The organism is Anabaena sp. CCY 9910, from assembly GCF_963920875.1.
GTDB lineage: Bacteria > Cyanobacteriota > Cyanobacteriia > Cyanobacteriales > Nostocaceae > Trichormus > Trichormus variabilis.
In genome coordinates this window covers 1-23,920 of sequence record NZ_CAWUDJ010000014.1, presented here as the reverse complement: position 1 = coordinate 23,920, position 23,920 = coordinate 1, and the positions used below count along the sequence as shown (strand labels likewise).

At 42.8% G+C, this 23,920-nt stretch carries 19 protein-coding genes; 10 read left to right on the top strand and 9 right to left on the bottom strand.

All coding sequences use genetic code 11. The annotated features are described in order from the left end of the window. Positions 1 to 43: 43 nt before the first annotated feature. From ACM5QX_RS12780 to cobJ, 3 genes are all read left to right on the top strand, one after another. Positions 44 to 496, top strand: coding sequence for a type II toxin-antitoxin system VapC family toxin (locus ACM5QX_RS12780; RefSeq protein ID WP_414753836.1), 453 nt, complete (start codon positions 44 to 46; stop codon positions 494 to 496). Further along, on the top strand, positions 493 to 1,044 hold the full coding sequence (locus ACM5QX_RS12775; protein ID WP_414753834.1) for a type II toxin-antitoxin system VapC family toxin: 552 nt from the start codon (positions 493 to 495) through the stop codon (positions 1,042 to 1,044). The genes ACM5QX_RS12780 and ACM5QX_RS12775 overlap by 4 nt, the downstream gene beginning before the upstream one ends. A 61-nt stretch (positions 1,045 to 1,105) precedes the next feature. Beyond that, positions 1,106 to 2,830, top strand: coding sequence for a precorrin-3B C(17)-methyltransferase (cobJ, locus tag ACM5QX_RS12770; RefSeq protein WP_414753920.1), 1,725 nt, complete (start codon positions 1,106 to 1,108; stop codon positions 2,828 to 2,830). Between the two features lie 694 nt (positions 2,831 to 3,524). On the opposite strand, the gene ACM5QX_RS12765 is transcribed toward cobJ, so the two are convergent. From ACM5QX_RS12765 to ACM5QX_RS12740, 6 genes are all read right to left on the bottom strand, one after another. Beyond that, the gene (locus ACM5QX_RS12765; RefSeq protein ID WP_414753833.1) at positions 3,525 to 4,742 is read right to left on the bottom strand and encodes an ABC transporter permease; all 1,218 of its coding nucleotides are present in this window, start codon (positions 4,740 to 4,742) and stop codon (positions 3,525 to 3,527) included. Then, the gene (locus ACM5QX_RS12760; RefSeq protein WP_414753832.1) at positions 4,739 to 6,208 is read right to left on the bottom strand and encodes an efflux RND transporter periplasmic adaptor subunit; all 1,470 of its coding nucleotides are present in this window, start codon (positions 6,206 to 6,208) and stop codon (positions 4,739 to 4,741) included. Before ACM5QX_RS12760 ends, ACM5QX_RS12765 begins: the two co-directional genes overlap by 4 nt. A 324-nt stretch (positions 6,209 to 6,532) precedes the next feature. Next, a complete protein-coding gene (locus ACM5QX_RS12755) occupies positions 6,533 to 7,207 on the bottom strand; it encodes an ABC transporter ATP-binding protein (protein WP_414753831.1) in 675 nt (224 codons plus the stop codon). Between the two features lie 25 nt (positions 7,208 to 7,232). After that, positions 7,233 to 8,504, bottom strand: coding sequence for an ABC transporter permease (locus tag ACM5QX_RS12750; RefSeq protein ID WP_414753829.1), 1,272 nt, complete (start codon positions 8,502 to 8,504; stop codon positions 7,233 to 7,235). Positions 8,505 to 8,575: 71 nt separating this feature from the next. Further along, positions 8,576 to 10,132, bottom strand: coding sequence for an efflux RND transporter periplasmic adaptor subunit (locus tag ACM5QX_RS12745; protein WP_414753827.1), 1,557 nt, complete (start codon positions 10,130 to 10,132; stop codon positions 8,576 to 8,578). A gap of 87 nt (positions 10,133 to 10,219) precedes the next feature. Next, positions 10,220 to 10,582, bottom strand: a complete 363-nt coding sequence (locus ACM5QX_RS12740) for a hypothetical protein (RefSeq protein WP_011319608.1) — start codon at positions 10,580 to 10,582, stop codon at positions 10,220 to 10,222. A gap of 630 nt (positions 10,583 to 11,212) precedes the next feature. On the opposite strand from ACM5QX_RS12740, the gene ACM5QX_RS12735 reads away from it, so the two are divergent. Next, positions 11,213 to 12,106, top strand: a complete 894-nt coding sequence (locus tag ACM5QX_RS12735; protein WP_414753826.1) for a tetratricopeptide repeat protein — start codon at positions 11,213 to 11,215, stop codon at positions 12,104 to 12,106. A 342-nt stretch (positions 12,107 to 12,448) separates the two neighbouring features. On the opposite strand, the gene ACM5QX_RS12730 is transcribed toward ACM5QX_RS12735, so the two are convergent. Next, positions 12,449 to 12,853 (bottom strand): response regulator, encoded by a 405-nt coding sequence (locus ACM5QX_RS12730; RefSeq protein ID WP_010994618.1) that lies wholly within the window; start codon positions 12,851 to 12,853, stop codon positions 12,449 to 12,451. Positions 12,854 to 13,079: 226 nt separating this feature from the next. On the opposite strand from ACM5QX_RS12730, the gene gyrA reads away from it, so the two are divergent. Beyond that, the gene (gene gyrA / locus ACM5QX_RS12725; protein WP_414753825.1) at positions 13,080 to 15,587 is read left to right on the top strand and encodes a DNA topoisomerase (ATP-hydrolyzing) subunit A; all 2,508 of its coding nucleotides are present in this window, start codon (positions 13,080 to 13,082) and stop codon (positions 15,585 to 15,587) included. Between the two features lie 217 nt (positions 15,588 to 15,804). Here the strand turns inward: gyrA and ACM5QX_RS12720 are convergent, their stop codons facing one another. Beyond that, entirely contained in the window at positions 15,805 to 17,490 is a 1,686-nt protein-coding gene (locus ACM5QX_RS12720) for an NAD-binding protein (protein ID WP_011319605.1), read from the bottom strand. 411 nt (positions 17,491 to 17,901) lie between these two features. Between ACM5QX_RS12720 and ACM5QX_RS12715 the strand changes: the two genes are divergently transcribed. The 3 genes from ACM5QX_RS12715 to ACM5QX_RS12705 all read left to right on the top strand — a co-directional run bounded on the left by ACM5QX_RS12715 (position 17,902) and on the right by ACM5QX_RS12705 (position 21,428). After that, complete coding sequence (locus ACM5QX_RS12715; protein ID WP_414753824.1) at positions 17,902 to 18,666, top strand: ABC transporter ATP-binding protein; 765 nt, start codon at positions 17,902 to 17,904, stop codon at positions 18,664 to 18,666. A gap of 286 nt (positions 18,667 to 18,952) precedes the next feature. Further along, the gene (locus ACM5QX_RS12710) at positions 18,953 to 20,986 is read left to right on the top strand and encodes a protein kinase domain-containing protein (protein ID WP_414753823.1); all 2,034 of its coding nucleotides are present in this window, start codon (positions 18,953 to 18,955) and stop codon (positions 20,984 to 20,986) included. Positions 20,987 to 21,122: 136 nt separating this feature from the next. Further along, positions 21,123 to 21,428 carry a DUF4090 family protein gene (locus ACM5QX_RS12705; protein WP_190565947.1) on the top strand — a complete coding sequence of 102 codons (306 nt, stop codon included), beginning with the start codon at positions 21,123 to 21,125 and terminating at the stop codon, positions 21,426 to 21,428. A 52-nt stretch (positions 21,429 to 21,480) separates the two neighbouring features. On the opposite strand, the gene ACM5QX_RS12700 is transcribed toward ACM5QX_RS12705, so the two are convergent. Beyond that, positions 21,481 to 22,905 (bottom strand): DUF3370 domain-containing protein, encoded by a 1,425-nt coding sequence (locus ACM5QX_RS12700; RefSeq protein ID WP_414753822.1) that lies wholly within the window; start codon positions 22,903 to 22,905, stop codon positions 21,481 to 21,483. A gap of 230 nt (positions 22,906 to 23,135) precedes the next feature. On the opposite strand from ACM5QX_RS12700, the gene ACM5QX_RS12695 reads away from it, so the two are divergent. Further along, on the top strand, positions 23,136 to 23,522 hold the full coding sequence (locus tag ACM5QX_RS12695; RefSeq protein ID WP_011319600.1) for a hypothetical protein: 387 nt from the start codon (positions 23,136 to 23,138) through the stop codon (positions 23,520 to 23,522). Then, positions 23,522 to 23,854, top strand: coding sequence for a hypothetical protein (locus tag ACM5QX_RS12690; RefSeq protein WP_010994610.1), 333 nt, complete (start codon positions 23,522 to 23,524; stop codon positions 23,852 to 23,854). Before ACM5QX_RS12695 ends, ACM5QX_RS12690 begins: the two co-directional genes overlap by 1 nt. Positions 23,855 to 23,920 lie beyond the last annotated feature (66 nt).

Here is a 23,920-nt window from a genome sequence, read left to right as displayed (position 1 = left end):
CACCTTGAGAAGATACTGATGTTAAACTTAGATAATTATTCAATTGACAAAAGATAATAAAGTGCAGCATTCTAGCGATCGCCCTCTTGTTTTTTTAGATACGAATGTTGTGGCTGCTTATCTACGTGGCGAGTCACCTAGTTCGCGTATATTCTCTCCTGAAATACTAGAAAAAGTCCGTCTGGCAATAAATCCCGTCGTACTTCAAGAGCTTTTTTTTCTAGCAGAGACTCGTAGGCATCCTGAAATTGTTCAAGAGCTTCAAGAAGAAGTTAATGTGCTGCCTCTCAATTTAGATAAGGCTGAAGAATATCTTAAACACGCTACCAGCCTCCGCAACCGTATAGCCCACTCAAATGATGTTTTAATTCTGAGTAGTGCAGCAGAATGTGATTACTTGGTGACCTACGACAAAGCATTGAGCTATTTATCTACCGACAAGCCACAGGTAGTTACACCAGAGCAACTGTTATCTCAACTTGGAACTAAAGTGTGAAGGTCTATATCGATACTGGTGTCTTTATTGATTATCTCAGTCCACAAGCAATAGGTGGCTCAACATTACGCTCTGTAAATCGTCGGGGTCGTACACCAAAAAATCTATTTGAAGATGCAGAAAAAGTTCTGAAAATGATAGCTTCTGCACATATAGGAGCTACATCCAGTCTTACCTATTATGAAGTTGAAGAAGCCTTATTTAAGCAGCTAACATCAGTAGCCACAGGAATGACTAATGCCAGTACACTGCGGGTATTAGCAGCACGCTCTATCGTACCGCAAACTGTCATTGCTGTCAGATTTTTCGGTATTAATGTACTTGATCTCACAGCCGGAATTGTAGAAGCACAATTAAACAATGTAGAGCTATATATTAGGGGTGTACGGGCAGCTGATGCCCTTCATGTTGCAACTGCTATTAATTTTGATGCAGAAGTTGTCATTACCGTAGATGAGGATATGCTTAAACTTGACGGTGTAATTAAAAATAAAAGTGGTACTCCTATTAAATTCTGTGATACAGATATAGCATTAACAATATTTTAGGAATTTGATTGGAAAGATATCAATTTTGCATGATGTCTATTCAATTTCAAAAAGTCTCATGATGATCAAGGTTGCACCTGCTGTTGTAGTATTGGGTCAAAATAGTGTCGCGCTAGCCCGTAAAATAATGACTGTCTTACCAGGGGCGACACTATACGGTTTAGCAGGACGCACTTCTGGGGTAGATGTTAGTTTTACGAATTTTGGTGAAACCCTGCGGGAGTTGTTTGCTGGGGGAACGCCGATAATTGGGATTTGTGCGGCGGGTATTCTCATCAGAACATTAGCATCCCTGATTTCCGATAAACGTCAAGAACCGCCTGTGTTGGCTGTGGCGGAGGATGGTAGCGCGGTTGTACCTTTGTTGGGTGGACTCAATGGGGTAAATGATTTGGCGCGGCGCATTGGTGAGGCGCTAGAGGTTAAGGCTGCAATTACAACAACGGGTGATATTCGTTTCCGCACGGCTTTGTTATCTCCTCCCCCTGGATATTATTTAGCAAACCCAGACGATGCAAAAAAGTTTATCTCAGATTTGTTAGCAGGGGCGCAGGTAAGATTAGAAGGAACGGCACCTTGGTTAAGTAATAGTCAATTACCTATCGACCCTAAGGGTGATTTAACTATTCTGGTAACTGAACGCCTGGTGACTCCCTCAGCTAATTGTTTGGTGTATCATCCCAAAACTATAGCGATCGCCATCACCCACCCCTCTGTTACTATAGAATCCATACAGCAGTTACTTGCTGACGCGGAACTTGCACCTCCATCTGTCGCCGCAGTATTTGCACCCATCACCATCGCCGCAAATCCAGTAATTGACGCTGTAGCCAATACCTATGGTGTCCCGACCCGATTTTTCTCTTCAAGTCAAATAGAAACCTTACACACAGAAGGTTATAACCTCGCTGAAGCCACTGCACTAACCGCCACAGATAAATCTGGTCAACTAGTTGCTTCATCTTCTCATATTGCGATCGCCATTTCCCCCCAACCCATCGACCCCGATACCATCGGTCAACCACGGGGGCGGTTAGCCATTATTGGGACTGGCCCTGGTGGTTCACAATGGATGTCACCTGAAGTCAAGGACATACTCAAGTCAGCAACAGACTTAGTTGGTTACAAAACCTATCTAGATTTAGTTGGTTCTCTGGCTGATGGTAAGCAACGTCATGAATCAGACAACCGCGAAGAAATTGCCCGTGCAACAATGGCGCTTGATTTAGCCGCCACTGGGCGATATGTGGCTGTAGTTTCTTCTGGCGACCCTGGTATCTATGCAATGGCGGCGGCTGTGTTTGAAGTTTTGGATTATCACTTGAAACCAGAATGGGAAAGCATTGATATTCACGTTGCGCCAGGGATTTCCGCCATGCAGGCCGCCGCCGCCACCATTGGCGCACCCTTGGGGCATGATTTTTGTGCTATTTCCCTATCCGACATCTTAAAACCTTGGTCAATCATTGAACAACGCATCGCCGCCGCAGCCCAGGCTGATTTCGTTATAGCCTTTTACAATCCTGTTTCTAAAGAACGCACTTGGCAATTAACAGCAGCCAAAAATATATTATTGCAATATAGAAAACCTTCTACCCCCATAGTATTGGCGCGGAATATTGGCAGACCAGGACAAACTGTCAAAGTAATCACTCTTGACCAATTAGCAGCAGATAGCGCCGATATGCGAACCGTGATTCTGGTTGGTTCTACGCAAACCCGGTCTATTCAGCGTAGTGATGGTAGTATCTCGGTTTATACACCCCGGCGATACACGACAGACTGATGTGATTTTTGAAATTACGAATAGAGATTGGTAATTGGTAATTGTTTTATCTATTACCGACACCCACAGAGATTATTAGTTTTTCAATTGGTAGGATAGTACTCGTATTTGTGAACAAAGTAAAACCCCAGAACTGGGAAGTTTCTGGGGCTATTAACCTGACCACCTCTACTTTTATAATTTAAAATTAGGGGTGAAATATAAAACTTTGCAGACGTAAATACCCCATTTTTGTCTAACTAAAAACTAGAAAACATGAGCATTATTTATTATTTAAAAACAGTATATAATGTGAAATTTATGGAAAAATATCTAAATATCCCTTTCATAAGAAATGTCCAGATTTCACCTCTAATATAGGAATACGAGTTGATTATTTGTAGGGTGGGCATTGCCCACCGTATTATGGTTGTGGTGGGCATTGCCCACCCTACGTATGTTTCTACGTATATTTCAGAAATCAAATACTATTTTTATAGTATGTTAATAAAAGGGAAAAATTCAAGATATAAATCAGTGACTTATGTCTAAAATTATGATTTTATGGGATTGATTTATGATTTTGGATCAGCAAAAATAAAAGCATCATGATTCAAACATGATTGTAGCCGATTACAGTGACAGAAAGCCTCATAAATGTCTGCATATGCAGGCATTTTTTATTGGCGAAAACTGTAGATGAACTGATCCAATACTAAGCACTTCTTAAGGCCACAATAGGATCAAGTTTAGCTGCACGGCGGGCAGGAACCACGCCAAAAAATAAACCGATCGCCCCAGAAATACCCACGGCTGTGGCAATGGCTACGGGAGAAATGGCGGCTTCTAGGGGTGTCAGGGCTGCCACTAACATGATGCCACCAACACCAACACCAGTCCCCACTAAGCCACCAATGGCAGACACAATCACAGATTCAATAATAAATTGCAATAAAATATCTTGTTCCGTCGCGCCAATGGCTTTGCGGAGTCCAATTTCTTGGGTGCGTTCGGTGACGGAAACAAGCATAATATTCATGATGCCGATGCCACCAACAAACAATGATATACCAGCGATCGCCGCTAACATAATTGTCAATGCACTGGAGATTTGTCCGACTGTCTGCAAGGCATCTTTTTGGGTACGGATGGTGAAGTCATCTTCGCCGGTGATTTTGTGGCGTTGTCGCAGTAAGTTAGTAATTTGGAATACGGCTGCGTCTACACTCTCGGCATTTTTCGCGGAGGCGACAATAAAGGTTACCTCTAATCCATAGGGAGAGGTGCGTCCCACAATCCGGTTAGCTGTGGTAATGATTGGCACCATTGCCGCATCATCATAATCGACACCAAGATTTGAGCCTTTGGCTTCCAATACACCAATGACTTGAAAGCTAGCATTTTTGATACGTAATTGCTGCCCCACTGGGTTGGTATTTCCAAAAAGTCTTCCAGCTAATTTTGCACCGAGTACCGCAACTTGATTGCTGCGTTTCATATCTATATCGGTAAAAAATCGCCCTCTATCAACATTAAAATCCCGCACTCTTAAGAAGTTGGGATTTGTACCAATAATATTAACGTTGGTATTTCTGTTACTGTAGGTGACTACTTGCCGACTATTTAACTCTACCGTCACGGCGGCGATGGTTGGTACTTGGGTGGCGATCGCTTCTGCGTCTGCTAATACGAGAGTTTTGGGTAATTCGTTAGAGATCCGTTGAGTAGCTTGGTTCCCTGGAATGATAAACAGCACATTTGGGCCTAGTGACTCTAACTGTTGCTGAACAAACCTCTGTCCCCCTTCCCCAATCCCAATCATGGCAATGACTGAGGCGTTACCAATAACAATGCCCAACATCGTCAGGGCGCTACGCAGCTTATTTGACAGCAGGGTTTTCCCTGCCATTTGCATACTTTCTAAGAAATTCATCGATTTGCTTTTTCTTTGGCCTGTTGGATTCTGTAGTCTTGGGGTAAGTCAACAAACACGCGATCGCCTGTTTTCAATCCCGATAAAACTTGAGTTTGGTCTTGGATTTGTGCACCAATGGTCACTTCTCGAAACTGGGGTTTATTTTGGGCATCTGGTACGAGAACACCTGTTTTGCCATTTTCCGTGACAATGGAAACTGTCGGTAATACCAGAGCATTATCGACGCGATCGCCCAAGAAAGTTAAATCTACATTTAAGCCAGACCGTAGTTTATCCACTCCCGTATCGATGGCTACTCGCACTTGAAAGGATGTCACACCCTGTTCTATAACCGCCTCCGGGGCAATTAAACGTACACGTCCTTGAAAAACTTCATCAGGATAGGCATCTGCCACAATTTCTACTTGTTGCCCTTGTTTAATGCGGCCAATGTCAGCTTCTGGGACTTGCGCCAAGATTTCTACACCCCTTGCTAACGCCACAATGGAACTAGAAGTTGCAGAAGCACTGGTGGAAGCGGAGGTTGTAGGAGTGACGAAAGCACCCACGTTGGAGTACTTCTGAGTCACTATGCCAGAGAAGGGCGCGCGAATAATCGTATCTGCTAATCTCACTTGGGCGGCTGCTAGCTGTGCTTGGGCTGCTTTCACAGCTGCTTGACGTTGGGCAATTTCTTCGGGGCGGCTACCTTCTTGTGAGAGTACTAATGCTGCCCGTGCTTCGGTTACAGCAGCTTCCTTTGCAGATATCACCTCACTCCGAGTGCCACTTTGCAATAAGGATAATTGCTTTTGTGCTTCCGCTAAATTAGCTCTAGCACTTTTGTCTTCACTGACGGCTTGATCAAATAATTGTTTTCTCTCTGCCCCTTGGTTAAAGAGATATTGATAACGTTTTACCTGTTCCGATGTGTAATTTACCCTGGCCTGGGCTGCATCAACTTGAGATTGGGCTTTAGCAACTTCTTGGGGACGATTCCCCGCCACCGACTCAGCTAATTGAGCTTGAGCTTGGGCTAGACGCGCTTTAGACTGAGCAATTTCTTGAGGACGATTCCCCGCCCTAGCTTCATCCAACTGGGCTTGAGCTTGGGCTAAATTGGCGCGATATTGAGCAATTTGAGCTTCGATCTCACCCACATCCATCCTGGCAATGATCTGTCCTTGCTCCACGCGATCGCCTTGTTCTACATATAACTGCGCCAGAACGCCAGGGTTTTTTGGGCTAAGATTCACACTCTGCACCGGCACAACTTTACCACTGGCGGTAATTCTGATAGTGACATTCTTAGCTTCTACCGGAACCGTTAATTGCGTTACATCTTGCTTACTATTTCCCTGTTGAACTATCTTGTAGGTTGTGGCCGAGCCAACTACTAAAACACCAACAGCTGCTAGTCCCACCAGCCAGCGCGCCGGGTATTTAACTTTACCAATCATCGGAACTTCTATGTACGCAGTCATAAGTAGCGGCCTATTAACCTTGGTTCGGGGAGTGGTCAGAGATAAAATGCTTTAGAGCTATAATAAAGTAAATATTTGTTTAAATTCAGTATTTGGACGTAAAATACGTGATATCGTTCCTCCCTCTAACCTAATATTATTCCTGAGTAAATATATATGCCTTCACCTAAATGGGTGAACTCAGGTCATAAAACAGTCCAAATGGCACAATATCTCTACCTGCTACCCCTACTGGCGTGGCAAGACTAAAATGTTGCATTAAAAATTAGTTTTATTCTAGACACGCCATTAGTTTGACTATGACAATTGCGTAAGTTCTATTCATTAGGCTGATACGATTAAACCATCTTGAACTCGAATTACTCTTTTTGTTTGAGCTGCAATATCCGGTTCATGGGTAACAATAACAATCGTAATTCCTTGCTGATTTAATTCTGTCAATAAATTCATCACTTCATAGGATGTTTCGGTGTCTAAAGCTCCTGTCGGCTCATCAGCTAAAACTAAAGCTGGTCGATTTACCAAAGCGCGAGCAATAGCTACTCGTTGTTGTTGTCCCCCAGAAAGTTGACTGGGACGATTGAGAATCCGTTCTCCCAATCCTACTTTTTTTAATGCTTCTAATGCTCTTTCACGACGTTTGCGTTTAGGTAAGTTAGCATAAACCATCGGTAGCATTACATTTTCTAAAGCTGTTGCCCGTGATAGTAAATTAAACTGTTGAAATACGAAACCTATGCGTTGATTGCGTATATAAGCTAATTCATCATCGTTATAAGTGGTTAGATTTCTACCTTCAAAAATATAGTGTCCGGCACTAGGACGATCCAAACATCCCATAATATTCATGAGTGTAGATTTACCAGAACCTGACGCACCCATAATAGAAACATATTCTCCTTCTTCAATACCCAGTTGAATACCTTTAAGTATAGGAACGCGGACTTCTCCTAATTGGTAGGTTTTAGTAATAGATTCCATCCAAATCATTGTTGTCATATTAGTAACACTCAGGAATTAATTGTTAATCACTGCGTAAGGCGGTAATGGGGTCTAGCTTGGAGGCATTTCTAGCGGGAATTACTCCGGCAATTAAGCCAACGGTGAGTGAGAGTCCAAAGCCAACAATAATGGAAATCATAGATATTACAAAGGGAAATTTGAATATAGTAGCGGAGGCAAAAGCAATTAAAATTCCCCCGCCTATACCTATACCACCGCCAACAATAGAAATGACGATCGCCTCGGCTAAAAACTGATTGAGAATGGCTGAATTTGTTGCTCCTACGGCTTTACGAATGCCAATTTCCCGTGTTCGTTCCACAACGGAGACTAGCATAATATTGGCAATACCTATACCACCAACAACTAGGGAAATACCAGCGATCGCCACTACCATAATCGTAAATAAACCCACCACATTTGTGAAGGTACTCACAATGTCGGCTTGATTAGTCAGGCGGAAATCATCGACTTGTGGCGGATAGATATTATGGCGCAAACGTAAAATATTTGTAACTTGAAATTGTGCTGCCTCTAACTGTTCCTGATTACTAGATTTAACTAAAATTCCACTTACCGAAACGCCAGTCAGGGCATTATTTCCCACCAACCGCTTTGACATACTTGTCAGAGGAATAAATATCTGGTCATCTCTATCCATCGGGCCTTGAGAACCCTTTGGTTCCGTAATTCCAATCACATCATAAGCCTCTCCTTGAATGCGGATTTTCTCACCTATGGGTGTACCACCCTGGCCAAACAGTGTCCTCTGGACTGTTGGCCCAATCACTGCAACTTGGGCGGAGGAATCTAATTCTTGTTGAGTAAAATATCTTCCTTCTTGGGGGTGAGTATTTCTCGCTTCTGGGTAGTTTAAATCTGTGCCGTAAATTGTGGTAGAAGTGTTCTCCCCGCCATAAACAACTTGGGCGTTGCGCTGGAGGTAAGCAGAAACAATCTCAGCTGAGGGCGCTTGTTGGGCGATCGCTTTTGCATCTTCCCAAGTTAATGTACTAGTAGAACCTAAACCCTGTCGGACATTGCCACTTCTAGGCGCACCCGCCAAAATTTGTATAACATCTGTCCCTAAGGCTTGAATTTGTTGTTCTACACTCTTCTGCACCCCCTGACCCACGGAAGTGATAGCAATAACTGAAGCAATACCAATGATTACACCCAACATAGTTAACCCTGTGCGTAATTTATTACTCCACAGGGTTTCAGCCGCCATTAATAATATTTCTAGAAATGGGACGGTACGAGTATTATTTTTTTTATAAAAACCCTTAAACATAAATGGGGATTGGGGATTGGGGACTGGGGAAGGAATAATTTACGGACTTTGTGTACAAATTCTCTCTCACCTTAAGGTGCAGCGTTACGCGAACGACCACCGGAAGAACGACCACCACCGCCGCCGCCTACCCCTGGAAAAACTCCTCCTCTTGGTGTTGATTGGGGTCGCATTCCTGGAGGGAAACTGAGCAGGACTCTTTCGTTACCTTTCAAGCCAGATTGGACTTCAGTAAAACTATTAACAGTCGCTCCAGTTTTAATCGGAGTAAACACTGGTCGGTTATTTGCTCCTGAGACAAAAACACCTGTGGCATTTTCCCGGCGCACAACTGCGGCTGTGGGTACCACTAAAGCATTATCTAATTGACCAGCTTGGAATTCTGCTGACACATTCATCCCCGATCGCAATAATCTTTGAGAATCACTCAATGACACTTTGACTTGAAAACTGGTGACATTCTGCTCTACTGTGGCTTGAGCAGCAATCTGACTAACTTTACCTTCAAAGGTTCTACCTGGATAGGCATCTGCGGTAATCGTCACTTTTTGACCTAACCGGATTTTGGCAATATTCGATTCAGATAAATTGGCTACAACTTCGTTACGTGAAGCTAACGCCAAAATTGAAGAAGAGGTGGCGGAAGAAACAGCACTTCCTGAGGTTGTGGGTGTGACGAAAGCACCTGGATCAGCGTATTTTTGGGTCACAATACCGTCAAATGGCGCACGCAGTACGGTGTCATTGATTTGCGCTTGGGTATTTTGTAGGGAACCACGGGCAGATGTTACCTGCGCTCTGGCTGCATCAATATCTTCTCGGCGGTTCCCCGCTTTTAGCAGCGCCAAGGCTTCTTGTCTTTGTCGGACTGTAGCCCTTGCTTGCTCGATGTCTTCTTGGCGTGAGCCGGCTTGTTGTAAAGCCAATGCTTGCTGGGCTTCATTAACTTGGGCTTGAGCGCTATCGCGTTCTGTACGTTTTTGATTGACGACTTGTAGAGCGATCGCCCCGTCATTATAAAGTTGCTGATTACGGCGTAAATCGTCTTCTGCTTGAGTTAAGCTGGCTTGTGCGCTTTTTAAGCGTGCTTGGGCTTGAGCAATATCCTGTGGTCGATTACCTGTCTCTAGCTTACGTAAGTTCGCCAAGGCTTCATCTAACTGAGCCTGGGATTGACCGATATCTTGAGGACGATTCCCTGCTTGTACCTTTTGTAAGTTTGCCTCAGCTTGTGCTAATTGTCCCTGCGCTGAGACGAGTTGTCCTCGTAAGTTGGAATCATCCATGTAGGCTAAAACTTGCCCTTGTTTAACAACATCCCCTTCCTTGACTAGCAATTGTTTGAGTATGCCAGAATTCTTCGGGCTAAGATTGACTGACCGTTCAGGTTTGACGGTTCCATTTGCGGAAACTGTAATTGGTAGAGTCTGCCTTTCTACAGCTTGTGTCAGTACCCTGCTTCTAGCTTGCTGACGAGGAACTACTGTTAATTGGTAATAAATTGCGTAGCCGATACCACCGACAATCCCTAAGACAATCAGCCAAGAAAGCCAATTGATTTTGGCTTTTTTCTTGGTCTGTGGCAGCAATATTGATGAATCTACGGGGTGGGTTGTCTCAGTTGTCATTTGCACTCCGTTGTTAAAAAATTTAATACAGAACTAGTAAATCAATACTAGTTCTGTAGGTTTCTAGACTTTAAATAAAATTCAAGACTACAGTCTTACTAGGACTCCATTAGGTAACCTAACGCTACCATCTCTTAGCCTGACAATGCTTCTAACAGGAACAATTTCCTGACTAGGAAGAACGATATCACCATTAGGTAGTCTCCAATAACCTTGATTACGCAGTCTGACTAGTCTGTTACCAGGAATAACTTGCCCATTAGGAAGCCTATAAGCACCATTACGGAGTCTGACTACTCGCTGGTAAACTGGTCTTTGGTAAACTGCTCTTCTTTGGTTTACTTCTCTATTGTTATATCTGCTTCCAGCATTGGCAGGAGTAGCCAAAAGCATAGGAGCAAACATGACGACAGCAGCTAAAAATATAGTGGCACGATTTTTTTTCAACATAATATTTTCTTCTTGTTTGTGCTGATGTTGCTGTTTGTTTAGGTTCAGGCGTTGGGAATTTGCCAACCTATATCAGCAATTATCAGCCAGGCAGACTAGATTTCATAAGTGACAAAAGTCATTAGTATTTGCTCATTTATCTATGACTATAGTCACAATCATTGTTGATTTTTTATCTACTGCTAGAGTTAAAATAAATCATTTTTCTGCACTACATAAGTTGATAATTGCCTGAGAAACCGGGAATTAAACAGGTGATAAGTTCTGCCATTATTTATTAATAAATATGAATTATCCGTAATTTGGGGTGATGAGATTGACCCAAATTATGAGGCGGATGAGTAAAATTGTGTAGCTTTTATGTAAGCACTTGGCGTTGTTTTGATATTGATAATTATCTAATGCCTAACATAGTTTCAAAGCGGATATAGGAATGCGATTTGATGGATGATTGAACAAACGTAACTATCTGTAAGCAATGCCCACCCTACTTCCATAACATTTCAGTCCCCAGTCCCCAGTCCCCAATCCCCAATCCCCAACATTCCCCTTGTTCGCGCAAACGACTGTAACATTTACCTGCCGCCTTAGGCGGAGATCGTTTAAGCTAGCTGAAAGATTATTTGATTTATGGCTCAAGAGGGCGGTAGTGTGCCTAAACACGTTAGTTTGATTTCTCTTCTGGTTGTCTGTGGTTTGTGGAGTATGCCCCAAGCAGCTCATGCACAGGCGTTGATACCTCATACATTGCAACTAGATCCAGCAAAGTTGGAAAAGCAAGGGTTGAGTTTAGCCCAAGAAGCGGCTCAACTGGGGCAGTTCCAACAGTATGAGTTGGCTTTAGCAAGAGCAAGACTGGCTAGCCAGTTAGCTCCTGGGAATGATAAAGTGTGGTTTCTCTTGGGTGGTTTGCAGTTGCAAACTAAAAATTTTGATGGAGCGATCGCATCTCTCAATAGATCAAAAACAATCAATCCCAAGAATGCTGATGTCTTGTTTGCTTTAGGCTCGGCTAATTTTCAACAAAAAAAATATCAAGTAGCTATTGAACATTACCAAGCTGGTTTGGCATTGAAACCCAACGAAGCAGATGGATTGTTTGATTTAGGAAACGCCTATTACATGATAGGACGATTGCCAGATGCGATCGCTCAATACAATAAAGCTGTAGCTCAAGACAAAAAATTCTGGCCAGCAATTAACAATATTGGCTTAATCAGCTACGAACAAGGTAACGTGGACGAAGCCATTAAGCGATGGCAATCTGCTGTTGCCATTGATAAACAAGCCGCAGAACCATTGCTAGCTCTAGCAGTGGCGCTGTACACCAAAGGCGATCGCCAACAGGGTATATCTTTAGGAGAAGCCGCACTCCGGATTGATCCGCGCTATGCCAACATAGATTTTCTCAAAGAAAATTTGTGGGGCGATCGCTTATTGTCTGATACAAAACAATTCTTGGAATTACCTCGCATCCAAGCAGCTTTAGGACAGCGAGAAAGCGCGCCTACTCCTAGACAGTGAAATTAGGGGTGTAGGGGTATGAGGGTGTAGGGGTGTAGGGGTGTAGGAAATTGGTGAGACCAATAACTTATAACTTGATTCACTCGCTGAATATACTGAGTTTTGCCAATAGTTATCAAGAAAGGCAGAGACCAGTACCCGGAGACATAAAGCCAGGCAGAAGAGATTGATTTCTCTTCAACCCCTAAACCCCTACACCCTTACACCCTTACACCCCTAAACCCCTATTTCCCCTAACCACTTGCTTATTACTCATACTCGTAGTACGTTTATACTATAAAATTGGGAACCATCACCCAATCTTTTTTTGAGTGATGGTTCCTGAAAAAATTTATAAAGCGTTCAGTGGTTGTCACTGGGGAGAAGAGCTATGATTTGGTCAACGAATTGCTGGTGGTCTACAACGGGCTTAGAGATGTAGCCATCAGCACCACTCAGCCGGAGAAAGTTCTCGCGATCGCCTTCCATAGCGTGTGCTGTGACGAGAATTACTGGTAAGTTGGCTGTTTGGGGGTCAGACTTTAACATTTGTGTAATCTTGATCCCATCCACAGATTTACCTTGATAAACGCTTCTAGATAGAGAAACATCCATTAGAATTAGGTCTGCCTCTCCTAACTGAGCAATTTTCATCACCTCATCTACATTTTCAGTATGTTTCACACCTAAGCCACCGCGCTTGGTCAAAATTTTGGAAAATACACGAGCATTAATTAGATCGTCTTCGACAATCAAAACAGTTTTCATGAGAATTTTATTTATAGAGGTAATAGGATGACAATCTGAATAAACACAGTTGTCTAGCTTCTTTTTAGTATCAATATGCTTTGCTGTCATCAAGGATAATACTACGGCTTTTTATCCGGTGAACACCAATATTGTGTTATGAATCCCATTTCATCCGTTATGCTGTGTTTGCTGCCGTGTTTAGTGCAAGCGACTTTTATGTAATTCAATCTCAGGGAAAAAACTCATGGCAAAACAGTTAAACCTTCTCTCCACGGGACAGGTAATCACAACAGCCCTGCACACAGAGATGCAACGGTCTTATCTCGAATATGCCATGAGTGTGATTGTTGGCCGAGCATTACCAGATGTTCGTGATGGCTTAAAGCCAGTTCATAGGCGGATTTTATATGCCATGCACGAACTTGGTTTGACCCCCGATAGACCATACCGGAAATGCGCCCGTGTGGTGGGGGATGTGCTGGGTAAATACCACCCTCATGGCGATCAAGCTGTTTATGATGCTTTGGTGAGGCTGGTGCAGGATTTTTCCAGCCGTTACCCTTTACTGGGTGGACATGGTAATTTTGGCAGCGTTGATAATGACCCCCCGGCGGCGATGCGTTACACAGAAACGCGCCTAGCTCCCATTAGTCATGAGGGAATGCTGACAGAAATTGGCGAAGAAACTGTGGAATTTGTGGGTAACTTTGATAACTCCCAACAAGAGCCGACAGTATTACCTGCTCAGTTGCCGTTTTTATTGCTGAATGGTTGTTCAGGAATTGCGGTGGGGATGGCGACAAATATTCCCCCTCATAATTTAGGGGAAATAGTTGATGGTTTGATTGCCCTCATTGACCAACCAGATTTAGCTGATGAAAAATTATTAGAGTTAATACCGGGGCCAGACTTTCCCACTGGTGGGGAAATAGTTGGTGAGACTGGGATTCGGGAAGCCTATATCACAGGTAAAGGTGGTATTGTCCTGCGGGGTGTGGCTACCGTCGAAGAAATTCCTGGCGGTAGAGGAAGTAAACGCCGGATGGCAATTATCGTAACTGAATTGCCTTATCAGGTGAACAAGGCTGGCTGGATTGAGAAAGTCGCGGAATTAGTCAATCAAGGCCGACTGCAAGGAATTTCTGATCTGCGGGATGAAAGCGATCGCGAAGGGATGCGGGTGGTGATTGAACTTAAACGGGATACCAATCCCCAAGAAGTTCTCCAACATTTGTATCATCAAACAGCTTTGCAGACTAACTTCGGGGCAATTCTTTTAGCCATTGTTGAGGGACAACCCCGCCAGTTAAGTTTGCGGCAATTGTTACAGGAGTTTTTGAATTTTCGAGAACAAACCCTCAATCGTCGCTACAGTTATGAGTTGGGTAAAGCAGCCAGCAGATTAAACACCGTTGAAGGTTTGCTCAAAGCTTTATCGAACTTAGATGAGGTCATCGAAATTTTGCGCCAAGCACCTGATGGAAGTACAGCAAAAGTTACTCTATGTAGCCGACTAGATTTGAGTGAAGACCAAGCAGATGCAATTTTATCTATGCCATTGCGTCGCCTTACCAGTTTAGAACAGCAGAACTTACAGCGTGAGTTTGGTGAACTGAGCGAACAGATAACTTTGTTGGATCGGTTATTAAGCGATCGCAAAGAATTACTCAAGGCGCTGAAAAAAGATTTGCGATCGCTCAAACGAAAATACGGCGATCCTCGACGCACAAAGTTAGGCGCTAAAAGTTTGGAGGAACTACCCAAAAATAAAAAGGCTGATAAACACAATGGTTCTGCCAAAACAGATGAAGATACAGAAAATCTTTCACCTTTAGAACCTGCGGAAGAAGCGATTTTAGAGATTACCCATCGCGGATACCTACGCCGGATTCAGCCAGGGAAAAAATCTAAGGTGGAAAATGGTCTGCTAGAGCATGACTTCCTTATCCAAACCAACATCACCGACACCCACAAAGAATTATTAGTACTCACCAACGGCGGTAAACTCTACCCAGTGAAAGTGGGAGATATTCCCCTAACTACTGGACGTTCACCAAGGGGAACACCATTGATTACCATGCTAACTACCACAGCCCAAGGTAATCAAGAACCTGTAGTCAGCCGCCTTTTACTACCAGAAAATTTGGCGGCGCAACAATTAATTCTCTTAACTAAGCAGGGAAGAATTAAACGCCTATCGTTGGAAGAATTAACTAACTTGACTCGTCGTGGTGTAACGATTTTAAAACTCAAAGATGATGATGAATTGCTCTTAACTCAGTTCAGTAAACCAGGACAGCACCTAATTTTGGCTAGTTCTGGGGGACGATTGTTGAGATTCTCCGCCAATGATGAACAACTACCAATTATGGGTAGGACGGCGATGGGTTTACAAGCATTCCGGCTGCTGAGAAATCAGTGTATGGTTGGTTGCGTGAATGCAGCACAAGCAGAGTATTTATTATTAGTCACTGAAGAAGGATACGCGAAACGCTTGCCAGTTAATCAGATCAAGTCAGCAAATCGAGGTGACTTAGGTACACAATCCATGAAATTTGTCAATAAAACCGATAATCTCGCGGCTATGGTAGGGGCAAATACCTCTAGTGAAGTGGCATTACTTACCAATAGAGAGCGAGTAGTGCGGATATCCACAGACACAGTACCGATATTGCCCAGAGATGGTAAAGGTGAAAGCATCCTCCAACTCAACCGCGATGAAAAAGTGATTGCAGTTGTGGAAGTGCGATAAGTTTAGGGATTAGGGACTGGGGATTAGGGACTGAGTACTGGAAGAATGAAAAGTGTCCCACCTTCCCTAATCCAATACGTTTCGGTTAAGGGATTTCTTGGTTAAGGCAGGCAGGGGAAGTCAGGGGAGAAGAGAAGCAGGGGAAGAGAAAAATTATGAAAATAAACTCCTTTCCTCCCCTGCCTATCCGAAGCATATTGTTCCCCAATCCCTTAAACTAGGCATTACACGCCCGTTCGTCACGCCACAATTTATATAGCTGATTTGCTGGCATGGTTAAATACAAAACATCACCTTCCCTCAGGTATGTTGCTAATAAGTTCCAGCCGTGAACCCTTTGACCATTAGCTTCTACATATAAAGGCACAAAGTCAGCCGACATGGCTATATCTTTGACCACATGACCACAAAAAGGATGTGACGGCGTAATTAAAGTGGCAAATGCTACCCAAAGTTTATCTGCGGTGATGCCGTTACCAAGGATACGTCCGCCCAAAGCCGCCGCCGCAAAGGCTGGTGCTGCCAATTCTGCTGAACTTAATACCGCTTCAAAGTCAAATACTTGTTGTGCTATACCTGCAAAATCAGGGTCGGCATAGTGGACAATTACAGGAATCTTAGGGGCTAAACCTTTAGCTTTTAGGGCAATCTCTAGGTTCGTAGCATCATTATTGGTTACGGCTAGCACGGCAGCCGCAGAATCTATATTGCTGGTTTTGAGGGTGGTACGGAAACTGGCATCGCCTTGAATTACGGGAATACCTAACCCACGTACAGAATTGACGTATTTATTGTTGGAGTCAGTTTCAATCACTACCACTTCATAACCACTGGTATGAAGTTGCTGAACAATTTTACTACCAACACCGCTTAAACCACAGACAATATAGTGATGGCGCAGGGGAATCCGGGCTGCATCCCAAAATTGCTTGAAGCGTGTACCCAGAATAAAATCTGTGATCATGGCATACCAAATACCAATCACCACAGCGCCAACCAGCATCATAACCACAGTGAATAATTTGATACTGTTGGGAGCATTTTCCGCTACCTTGTCATTGCCACCAGCACCAGTAATCATACCTACAGAAAAATAGAGCGCATCAACCATAGATAAGCTCAATTCAGTAGACATATAGGTGAGGGTGGCAATTATAACGATCGCCAGTAAAACGATCGCCCCCACAATTATCGATTGTCCATGTTGCTGAAATTGCCGTAAACTAGTGAGAACTTTCAGGCATTTTTTGATTAAGGATCGTCTGTTAGAACGGATACGGGGCTGAATACCCACGATTAAGCGATCGCCTATTCTTAAGTGTTGTCCAGACAGCACCGCCGATACCAAACTCATCTCCCCTTCCACAGGTAAGTAATAAATCGGCATCCGTGTCGGACACTCCCACAGGTCACTTAACTTACGACCAAGCCAAGGATGATTTTCATCAATATACTCTTCTTGGACAGGCCAAGTTTGCTCATATAACTTGATCTGCCCGATTGCTTGATTTCCTAAAGCGGCAAAAGTAAATAATGGTGCGGCTAATCCAATCACACTCATACTCAGGTGTTCTGGCAGAGTTTGATCTAGGCGATCGCCTAAATTAATATTGTAAAAGCGGTTAATAATCCGAATATGCGGATTTAGCACCCTTGCCTGCATCATAATCGACAAATTTACAGCATCATCCGAGCTAGCAATCACCAAAGTTTGTGCTTGATGAATCCCTGCTGCTGCTAAGGTAGCAGCCGTTTGTAAATTGCCAATAATTACATCTCCCCCAGCTTCGCCAGGGATGGGTTTGTGATGAATACCTACTACAAACGCACCCTGCTGTCTCAGCAAACGGAAGATTTTATATCCAGTTCGTCCTAAGCCACAAACAATAATTCGAGGTTTCATGTGACAGCAGCATCGTTTATAGGTAGGGCTGCACTTCTATTGATTAATCAACATTGTGGCTTAATTGCATCGGGCATAACTGTAACTGAAAACACGTTACGCTGGGGATTGGGGAGGAAAAAGTAAAAAGTAAAAAGTAAAAAGGTAAAAGATTTTTTCTTGTGACTTTTGCCTTGCACTGGGGATTGGGCAGGAATTTGTGGAGTTATTTGAAAAGTATAATTGCTAACATAAAAGTCTGACACCGTTTCTTAATGAAGATGTGCTTTATTCTGGACTGTAGAGACGTTGCATGCAACGTCTCTACATCATTTATTGGGTGCAACTTTATAGAGAATTGGTATTACAGATATAACTACCTATTCCCAACAGCAAGAGTTAATTGACCAATTACCAATTACCCATTTACCCATGTCAAACACAATTTCTCTTACCGATTCCCTCGTTCCTAATCCTGCACCACAGTCAGCAATTATTCGCCTAGAAAATATTTTTAAAGTTTATGGTATTGGGGAAACTGAAGTTAAAGCCCTCAATGATGTGAATTTGGTAATTAATGAGGGTGAATATTGTTCCATTATGGGGCCTTCGGGTTCTGGTAAATCCACAGCGATGAATATTATTGGCTGTTTGGATCGTCCCACAGAAGGACATTATTATTTAGATGGTCTGGATGTGGCGCAAATGAATGATAAAGATTTGGCGCATATCCGCAACAGGAAACTGGGGTTTGTGTTTCAGCAATTCCATTTGTTACCCCAACTATCGGCTTTAGAAAACGTTATGCTACCGATGGTGTATGCCGATGTCAACCCCAACGAAAGACGCGATCGCGCGACGGAAGCTTTAATTCGTGTAGGCTTAGAAAAACGCCTCAACAACAAACCTACTCAATTATCTGGTGGACAACAACAAAGAGTAGCGATCGCCCGTGCCATTGTCAATCGTCCTGTCGTCCTCTTAGCAGATGAACCAACAGGCGCACTTGATTCGCGCACCACCCAAGAGGTATTAGATATTTTTACCGAATTAAATAGCGGTGGAATTACTGTAGTTATGGTCACACACGAACCAGAAGTTGCTCGTCAAACCAAACGCATTGTATGGTTTAAAGACGGTCAAGTAGTTCATTCCCACATGACACCTGCTGATTTAACAGAAGTAAATAGTCATTAGTCATCCCTTCTTCCCCAATCCCCAGTCCCCAGTCCCCAATCCCCAGTCCCCAATCCCCAATTCAATTCGGAATATTCTATAATCTGGAGAATAATAAATTATCAAGCTCTCCAAGTTTTGCTGTAACGAGCAAGACTGTTCAGCATTTACCAGGATTTACGATATAAAAACGCCCCAAATTCCTCAGCCAGCGTCGTCTACCAAACGTATGTGAGAGCTACTCTTCACCAAGGGGATTTCGGGACAAAGTTCATATACATTTTCATGCAGCCGCGCCTGTCAGAACATGATCTGCTGCTTAAATCCAGATTGCCTAAATCCATTAAATGCTGATGGAAAAAAGTCGTGTCAAAGTTGTGGTACTACCTTAGTACCGCTTTTGAGGAATCGTTTTCGTGTTGTGCGAGTACTTTCTGATGAGGGGGGATTTGGCAGAACTTATCTATCAGAAGATAAAGATAAATTAAATGAACCTTGTGTTATTAAGCAACTAGCACCAAAGTTTCAAGGTACTTGGTCACAAAAAAAAGCGGTGGAGTTATTTGCTGAGGAAGCCAAGCGCTTACAAGAACTCGGCGAACACCCCCAAATTCCCACCTTGATGGCTTATTTTGAGCAAGACAACTGTCTGTATTTGGTGCAACAGTTTATTAATGGGCAGAATCTCCTCAAGGAGTTGCAGCAGCGTAAGAATTATCGACCAGGAGAAATTCAGGCAATTTTGCTAGATTTACTGCCTGTTCTTAAGTTTATCCACGATCGCGGTGTAATTCATCGAGATATCAAACCAGAAAATATTATCCGGTGTCGCACTGATGGGCGATTAAATCTCATTGACTTTGGTTCATCTAAACAATTAACCGCCAAGGTACAGAATTTTGGCACATCCATTGGTTCACATGGTTACTCACCACTAGAACAAATTCGGGATGGTAAGGCTTATGCTGCTAGTGATTTGTTTGCTTTGGGTGCTACCTGCTTTCACCTCATAACTAGCGTTTCGCCATTCCAATTGTGGATGGAACACGGTTATAGTTGGGTGTCCAATTGGCGGCAATATTTACGCAGTCCCTTAACGCCTGAATTGGATTTTGTGCTGGACAAGCTGTTGCAAAAAGACCTCAAGCACCGCTACACATCGGCTGATGAAGTTATTAAAGATATCACTCCCAAACAACCGCTTGCTTTACCAGCCGCCGGTCAGACTTCTGGAAAAATCCCTGTACCTCAGACAACATATTTATCTAAGTCACCCAGAAAATACTCCCTACTCAGAAGCGTAGTTTTGCTTAGTGCGTTAGTCTTGCTATTTGGTTTTAGCGAATCTTGGTTTAGCCAATATCGACGGATTTACAGCAGTTTATCCGCCAGATTAATTCACAATAACTCTGGTGAAGTGGTTTTAGCACATCCCCACAAAACAACTTTGAGAACCATTTCTCTGGCTAACACTCTTCCCGGCGACGAAAACGCGTTTGTTTCTCTTGCTGTTAGTCCTAATGGTCAGATCATAGCTAGTTGTGGTAGCGATCGCACCATTAAAATTTGGCAGTTAGCTACAGGTGAAGATATTTCCACCTTGAACGGACACTCCCGAAAAGTGAATGCTGTAGTTTTTAGCCCAGATGGGAAAACCTTAGTTAGTGGTAGTGACGATAACACTATCAAAATCTGGAATCTGAAAACTGGGAAAGTAATTCGCACCATCACAGGACATAACGATGCAGTTCATACCCTCGCCATCAGTCCCAATGGCAAAACTTTAGTTAGTGGTAGTGATGATAACACTGTTAAAGTCTGGAATTTAAATACAGGAAGATTGATAAATACTCTCACCGGACATACATTTTGGGTACGTTCTGTTGCTATTAGTCCCGATGGTGTGAATATTGCTAGTGGCAGTTTTGATAAAACTGTGAAAATTTGGAACTTAGAAACTGGAACTTTAACTCACACACTGGCGGGAAATGGCGAAACGGTTACATCAATCGCCTTTAATCCCGATGGTAACACTCTTGCCAGTGCCAGCCGCGATCGCACCATTAAAATTTGGAAGGTAGGCGCAGGTACCAGAGTCCGTACATTAAAAGGTAGTACAGAAACAATTACATCAATTGCCTTTAGTCCCGATGGTAACACCCTCGCCAGTGCCAGCCGCGACCAGACTATCAAGTTGTGGAATTTAGAAACTGGCGAGGAAATTCGCACCCTAGAAGGACATGAAAATACTGTGACAACTGTCGCCTTTACTCCCGACGGCACAAACCTAGTTAGTGGTAGTGAAGATAACACCATGAGAATTTGGCGTATTGGTAATTGATTAGGACTTATGCACCCAGGTTGTCTGTTGAGGCTGGGTGTAGGAGCGTAGGGGTTTTAAACATTGCTGTTTCAGCTAAAAATCTGGGGATCTAATTGACTGGTAAAATATACCTATAAAATTAGAATAAATTATCATGACTGCTGAAACTAACGTAGCCAATTCTGATACAAAAGGTGCTGATGCTATTGATGAGGCGATCGCCAAAGGTATCGATTTTGATGGTACACCTATTCCCTCTGTGAAGCTAGAACTATATCACAAAGTCATGGCTTTGGAAGCAAATAGACAGCGTAGTGGTGTATCTAATACTATGCGATCGCGCATCATCCGTATTGGCGCAAAACATATTCCTCAAGCAGAACTTGATCAATTGCTGATAGAAGCAGGCTTTGCACCCCTGAAAGAAAAAGATATTGCCTTTTTCTACGGCGGTAAGTAAGTTTGGGCGTAGGCTAGGCCTACGCTTGTCATATTTTATTTAGATAAAGCGGCTAATTATTAATTGACGAAGTTCTTACAGTCAAAACCTGGGGTGGTGTGGAATCTGGTGGATAAATTACATCTACTTGCACATTGCGTCTACTTGATGGTGGCATAACAAGCTGCACTAATGGTTCTAAAACCTGTCCGGTTCTATGCCATAAGTGTACGTAACGCGTCTTTTGTTTTCCCTGGTCATCAAAGTAACGTAGCCTGACTGTACCTCGGAAAAAAGGAAAGTCTAAGGAAGGTTTACGAAAGCGTACACCACCTTGAGATAACTTATCTTCCTTTAAGGGTGTTTCTAAAGTAATAGTCACCTTTTGCGTTTGGTTAGTGTTATTCTTCAAGGGCAAGTTGAGGTTATATTCCACACCGTAATTACCATGCGCTTCATAAGCTGTATCAGGATAGCGCACCAGCATCTTAGCTGTTTGGTTTTGTCCTGTACCCAATCGACCACCACGCAGAGTTACTATAGGGTAAGAAATGCCTTTGCCTACTTGGGGTATGGTGAGAGTTGTTGCCTGGGGATTATCAGTGAGAATGGCTTGCCATTGGGAACCTTGAGAAACGCCAGCCACACGACCATAAATCAACGCCCCACTGGTAGCATTGGGTGGAGTAGGCGTTTTATCCCGTGGCCCAGCAAAGTTACCATTATTGAGTAAAGCTTGCCATTCAGCCATAGTAGGCGCACGGTCAGAACCATCAGTATTCTTTTTAGCAAACATCGCCAAGCTTGCTGTGTAAATTTTATCGCTACTCCGCAAACGCAAAAAACTTGAGCGACCATTGACAGGCTTTTCCAAATTCCGCACAGGAATAGGATGATTCAGCAACATCCGGCTTTGTCCAGGGGGAATCACCAACTTAGCGGGAAAATCAGCCTGTCTCACACCCCGCAGAACATCAGCAACAGCCCTAGCCCCTGGCCCTGAATAGGCTTTACCATCGTTGTTTTCTATGTAGGGGGGTAAGGTGACAAAAGGTGCATCCTCCATGAGATAACTGGCTGCTTGCAAGACATCGACTGTCACAGGTTTTTTCCCAGGATTATTGACAATGACCCCCAAGTAAAGCGTTTGTAAATCCTTGGGAGTATGGGTGTAATGGTGAGCGAATAAATCAAACCGTCCCTGAAAAGGAAAATTGAGGTGTGCTGCTGGTGTTTTTTTACCATTTGTGGGGAAAGTAGACAGCAAAATTCCTTCAGTCTTCACCCACTCTGGGCTATTACTGTTAAATACAGGGATGTTATCTAACTTTCCTGGTAAAGCCCTAATTTCCCCTGGTTGTACAACAATTTGAGGTTCTGGCTTCGTTGAAGTTTGGGCAACGACGGAATTATCTGGACTATTTGCACAGCCGATAGTTTGAGTAAGAGTAAGTCCTAATACGAGTATGAGTAAAGGGGAAAATACTGTATTTGGCATAAGAGATGTGGTGTTAAATACAACTGATCATCACTACAAACTTATGTATACTAATTTCTGAGGGCGATCGCTGTTTTTATGCAAGTATAATTAACGTAGTGAGTAACATATAGTTATAAATCTATCCATATCATTACCTTTCTAGATAAATAGCTTGGGAATACTCAATTTTTTATCGTTATAGGTTAAATTTGAAATTAGTTTAGTGTTTCAGGTCTGGAATCAGTTAAATGGAAATACTTATTGAGTCCACAAAAGAATTTGAACACGATTTAAATAAGTTTAATAATAAAGAAAAATTTAAAATAGTTAAAAAGCTTAATCGCTACGTTGAGTTATTATCGAAGAATAAAAAGTTATTAGAAAACCAAGCTTTTAGATTAAAAGATATCAAACTTGATGCAGATTATGAATCTTCTCTTTACGCCTTGATTATCGATAAAGATGTCAGATTAATAATTACTATTGACGACGATCCAATTTTTGACGTGACGGTAATAACGTTATTTAGAGTAGTCCATACTGAAGACGCTTCAAAAGCTTACAATTCAATAGCTGAATCTCTCTATCACGATTTTAGTGTGAAAAATCAAGAACTTGAGGTTCACTCCAACTGATGTCACGGATTAAGCCACTTTTAGATGAGCATGGTGTCATTCATGAGGCTATGGATATATTACCTGATCATCTAAAAATTGATTTTCTAGAAGCTTTGGCAGAACTAGAAGATCATGAATGTCATCGAACTAGAACTTTTCCCAAAACTAGACTCCGTAAAGTCAAAGGTATCAAACAGGCAATATATCGTGCTGATATCGATAAATTATCAGGATGGCGACTTCATCTTCAGTATATTGAGGGTAAAATTCATTTAAAAGATATTATCGATGGTCAACGTCATGATGATGTTATTGAAGTAATTAAATCAAAAAAGCATAGGTATGATTAGTCATTATATTTCAATACGGTTCAGTTAAGAGAATAGTAGGTTGGGTGGAGCGATAGCGTAACCCAA

Excerpts from the sequence above, each read along its gene's own strand:
- ACM5QX_RS12730 (WP_010994618.1), bottom strand. The coding sequence starts at position 12,853 with ATGAAAACTGTTTTGATTGTCGAAGACGATCTAATTAATGCTCGTGTA.
- gyrA (WP_414753825.1), top strand. The coding sequence starts at position 13,080 with ATGGCAAAACAGTTAAACCTTCTCTCCACGGGACAGGTAATCACAACA.
- ACM5QX_RS12755 (WP_414753831.1), bottom strand. The coding sequence starts at position 7,207 with ATGACAACAATGATTTGGATGGAATCTATTACTAAAACCTACCAATTA.
- ACM5QX_RS12760 (WP_414753832.1), bottom strand. The coding sequence starts at position 6,208 with ATGACTGCGTACATAGAAGTTCCGATGATTGGTAAAGTTAAATACCCG.
- ACM5QX_RS12765 (WP_414753833.1), bottom strand. The coding sequence starts at position 4,742 with ATGAATTTCTTAGAAAGTATGCAAATGGCAGGGAAAACCCTGCTGTCA.
- ACM5QX_RS12705 (WP_190565947.1), top strand. The coding sequence starts at position 21,123 with ATGACTGCTGAAACTAACGTAGCCAATTCTGATACAAAAGGTGCTGAT.
- ACM5QX_RS12720 (WP_011319605.1), bottom strand. The coding sequence starts at position 17,490 with ATGAAACCTCGAATTATTGTTTGTGGCTTAGGACGAACTGGATATAAA.
- ACM5QX_RS12690 (WP_010994610.1), top strand. The coding sequence starts at position 23,522 with ATGTCACGGATTAAGCCACTTTTAGATGAGCATGGTGTCATTCATGAG.
- ACM5QX_RS12710 (WP_414753823.1), top strand. The coding sequence starts at position 18,953 with ATGATCTGCTGCTTAAATCCAGATTGCCTAAATCCATTAAATGCTGAT.
- ACM5QX_RS12715 (WP_414753824.1), top strand. The coding sequence starts at position 17,902 with ATGTCAAACACAATTTCTCTTACCGATTCCCTCGTTCCTAATCCTGCA.
- ACM5QX_RS12735 (WP_414753826.1), top strand. The coding sequence starts at position 11,213 with ATGGCTCAAGAGGGCGGTAGTGTGCCTAAACACGTTAGTTTGATTTCT.
- ACM5QX_RS12700 (WP_414753822.1), bottom strand. The coding sequence starts at position 22,905 with ATGCCAAATACAGTATTTTCCCCTTTACTCATACTCGTATTAGGACTT.
- ACM5QX_RS12750 (WP_414753829.1), bottom strand. The coding sequence starts at position 8,504 with ATGTTTAAGGGTTTTTATAAAAAAAATAATACTCGTACCGTCCCATTT.
- cobJ (WP_414753920.1), top strand. The coding sequence starts at position 1,106 with ATGATCAAGGTTGCACCTGCTGTTGTAGTATTGGGTCAAAATAGTGTC.
- ACM5QX_RS12740 (WP_011319608.1), bottom strand. The coding sequence starts at position 10,582 with ATGTTGAAAAAAAATCGTGCCACTATATTTTTAGCTGCTGTCGTCATG.
- ACM5QX_RS12745 (WP_414753827.1), bottom strand. The coding sequence starts at position 10,132 with ATGACAACTGAGACAACCCACCCCGTAGATTCATCAATATTGCTGCCA.
- ACM5QX_RS12695 (WP_011319600.1), top strand. The coding sequence starts at position 23,136 with ATGGAAATACTTATTGAGTCCACAAAAGAATTTGAACACGATTTAAAT.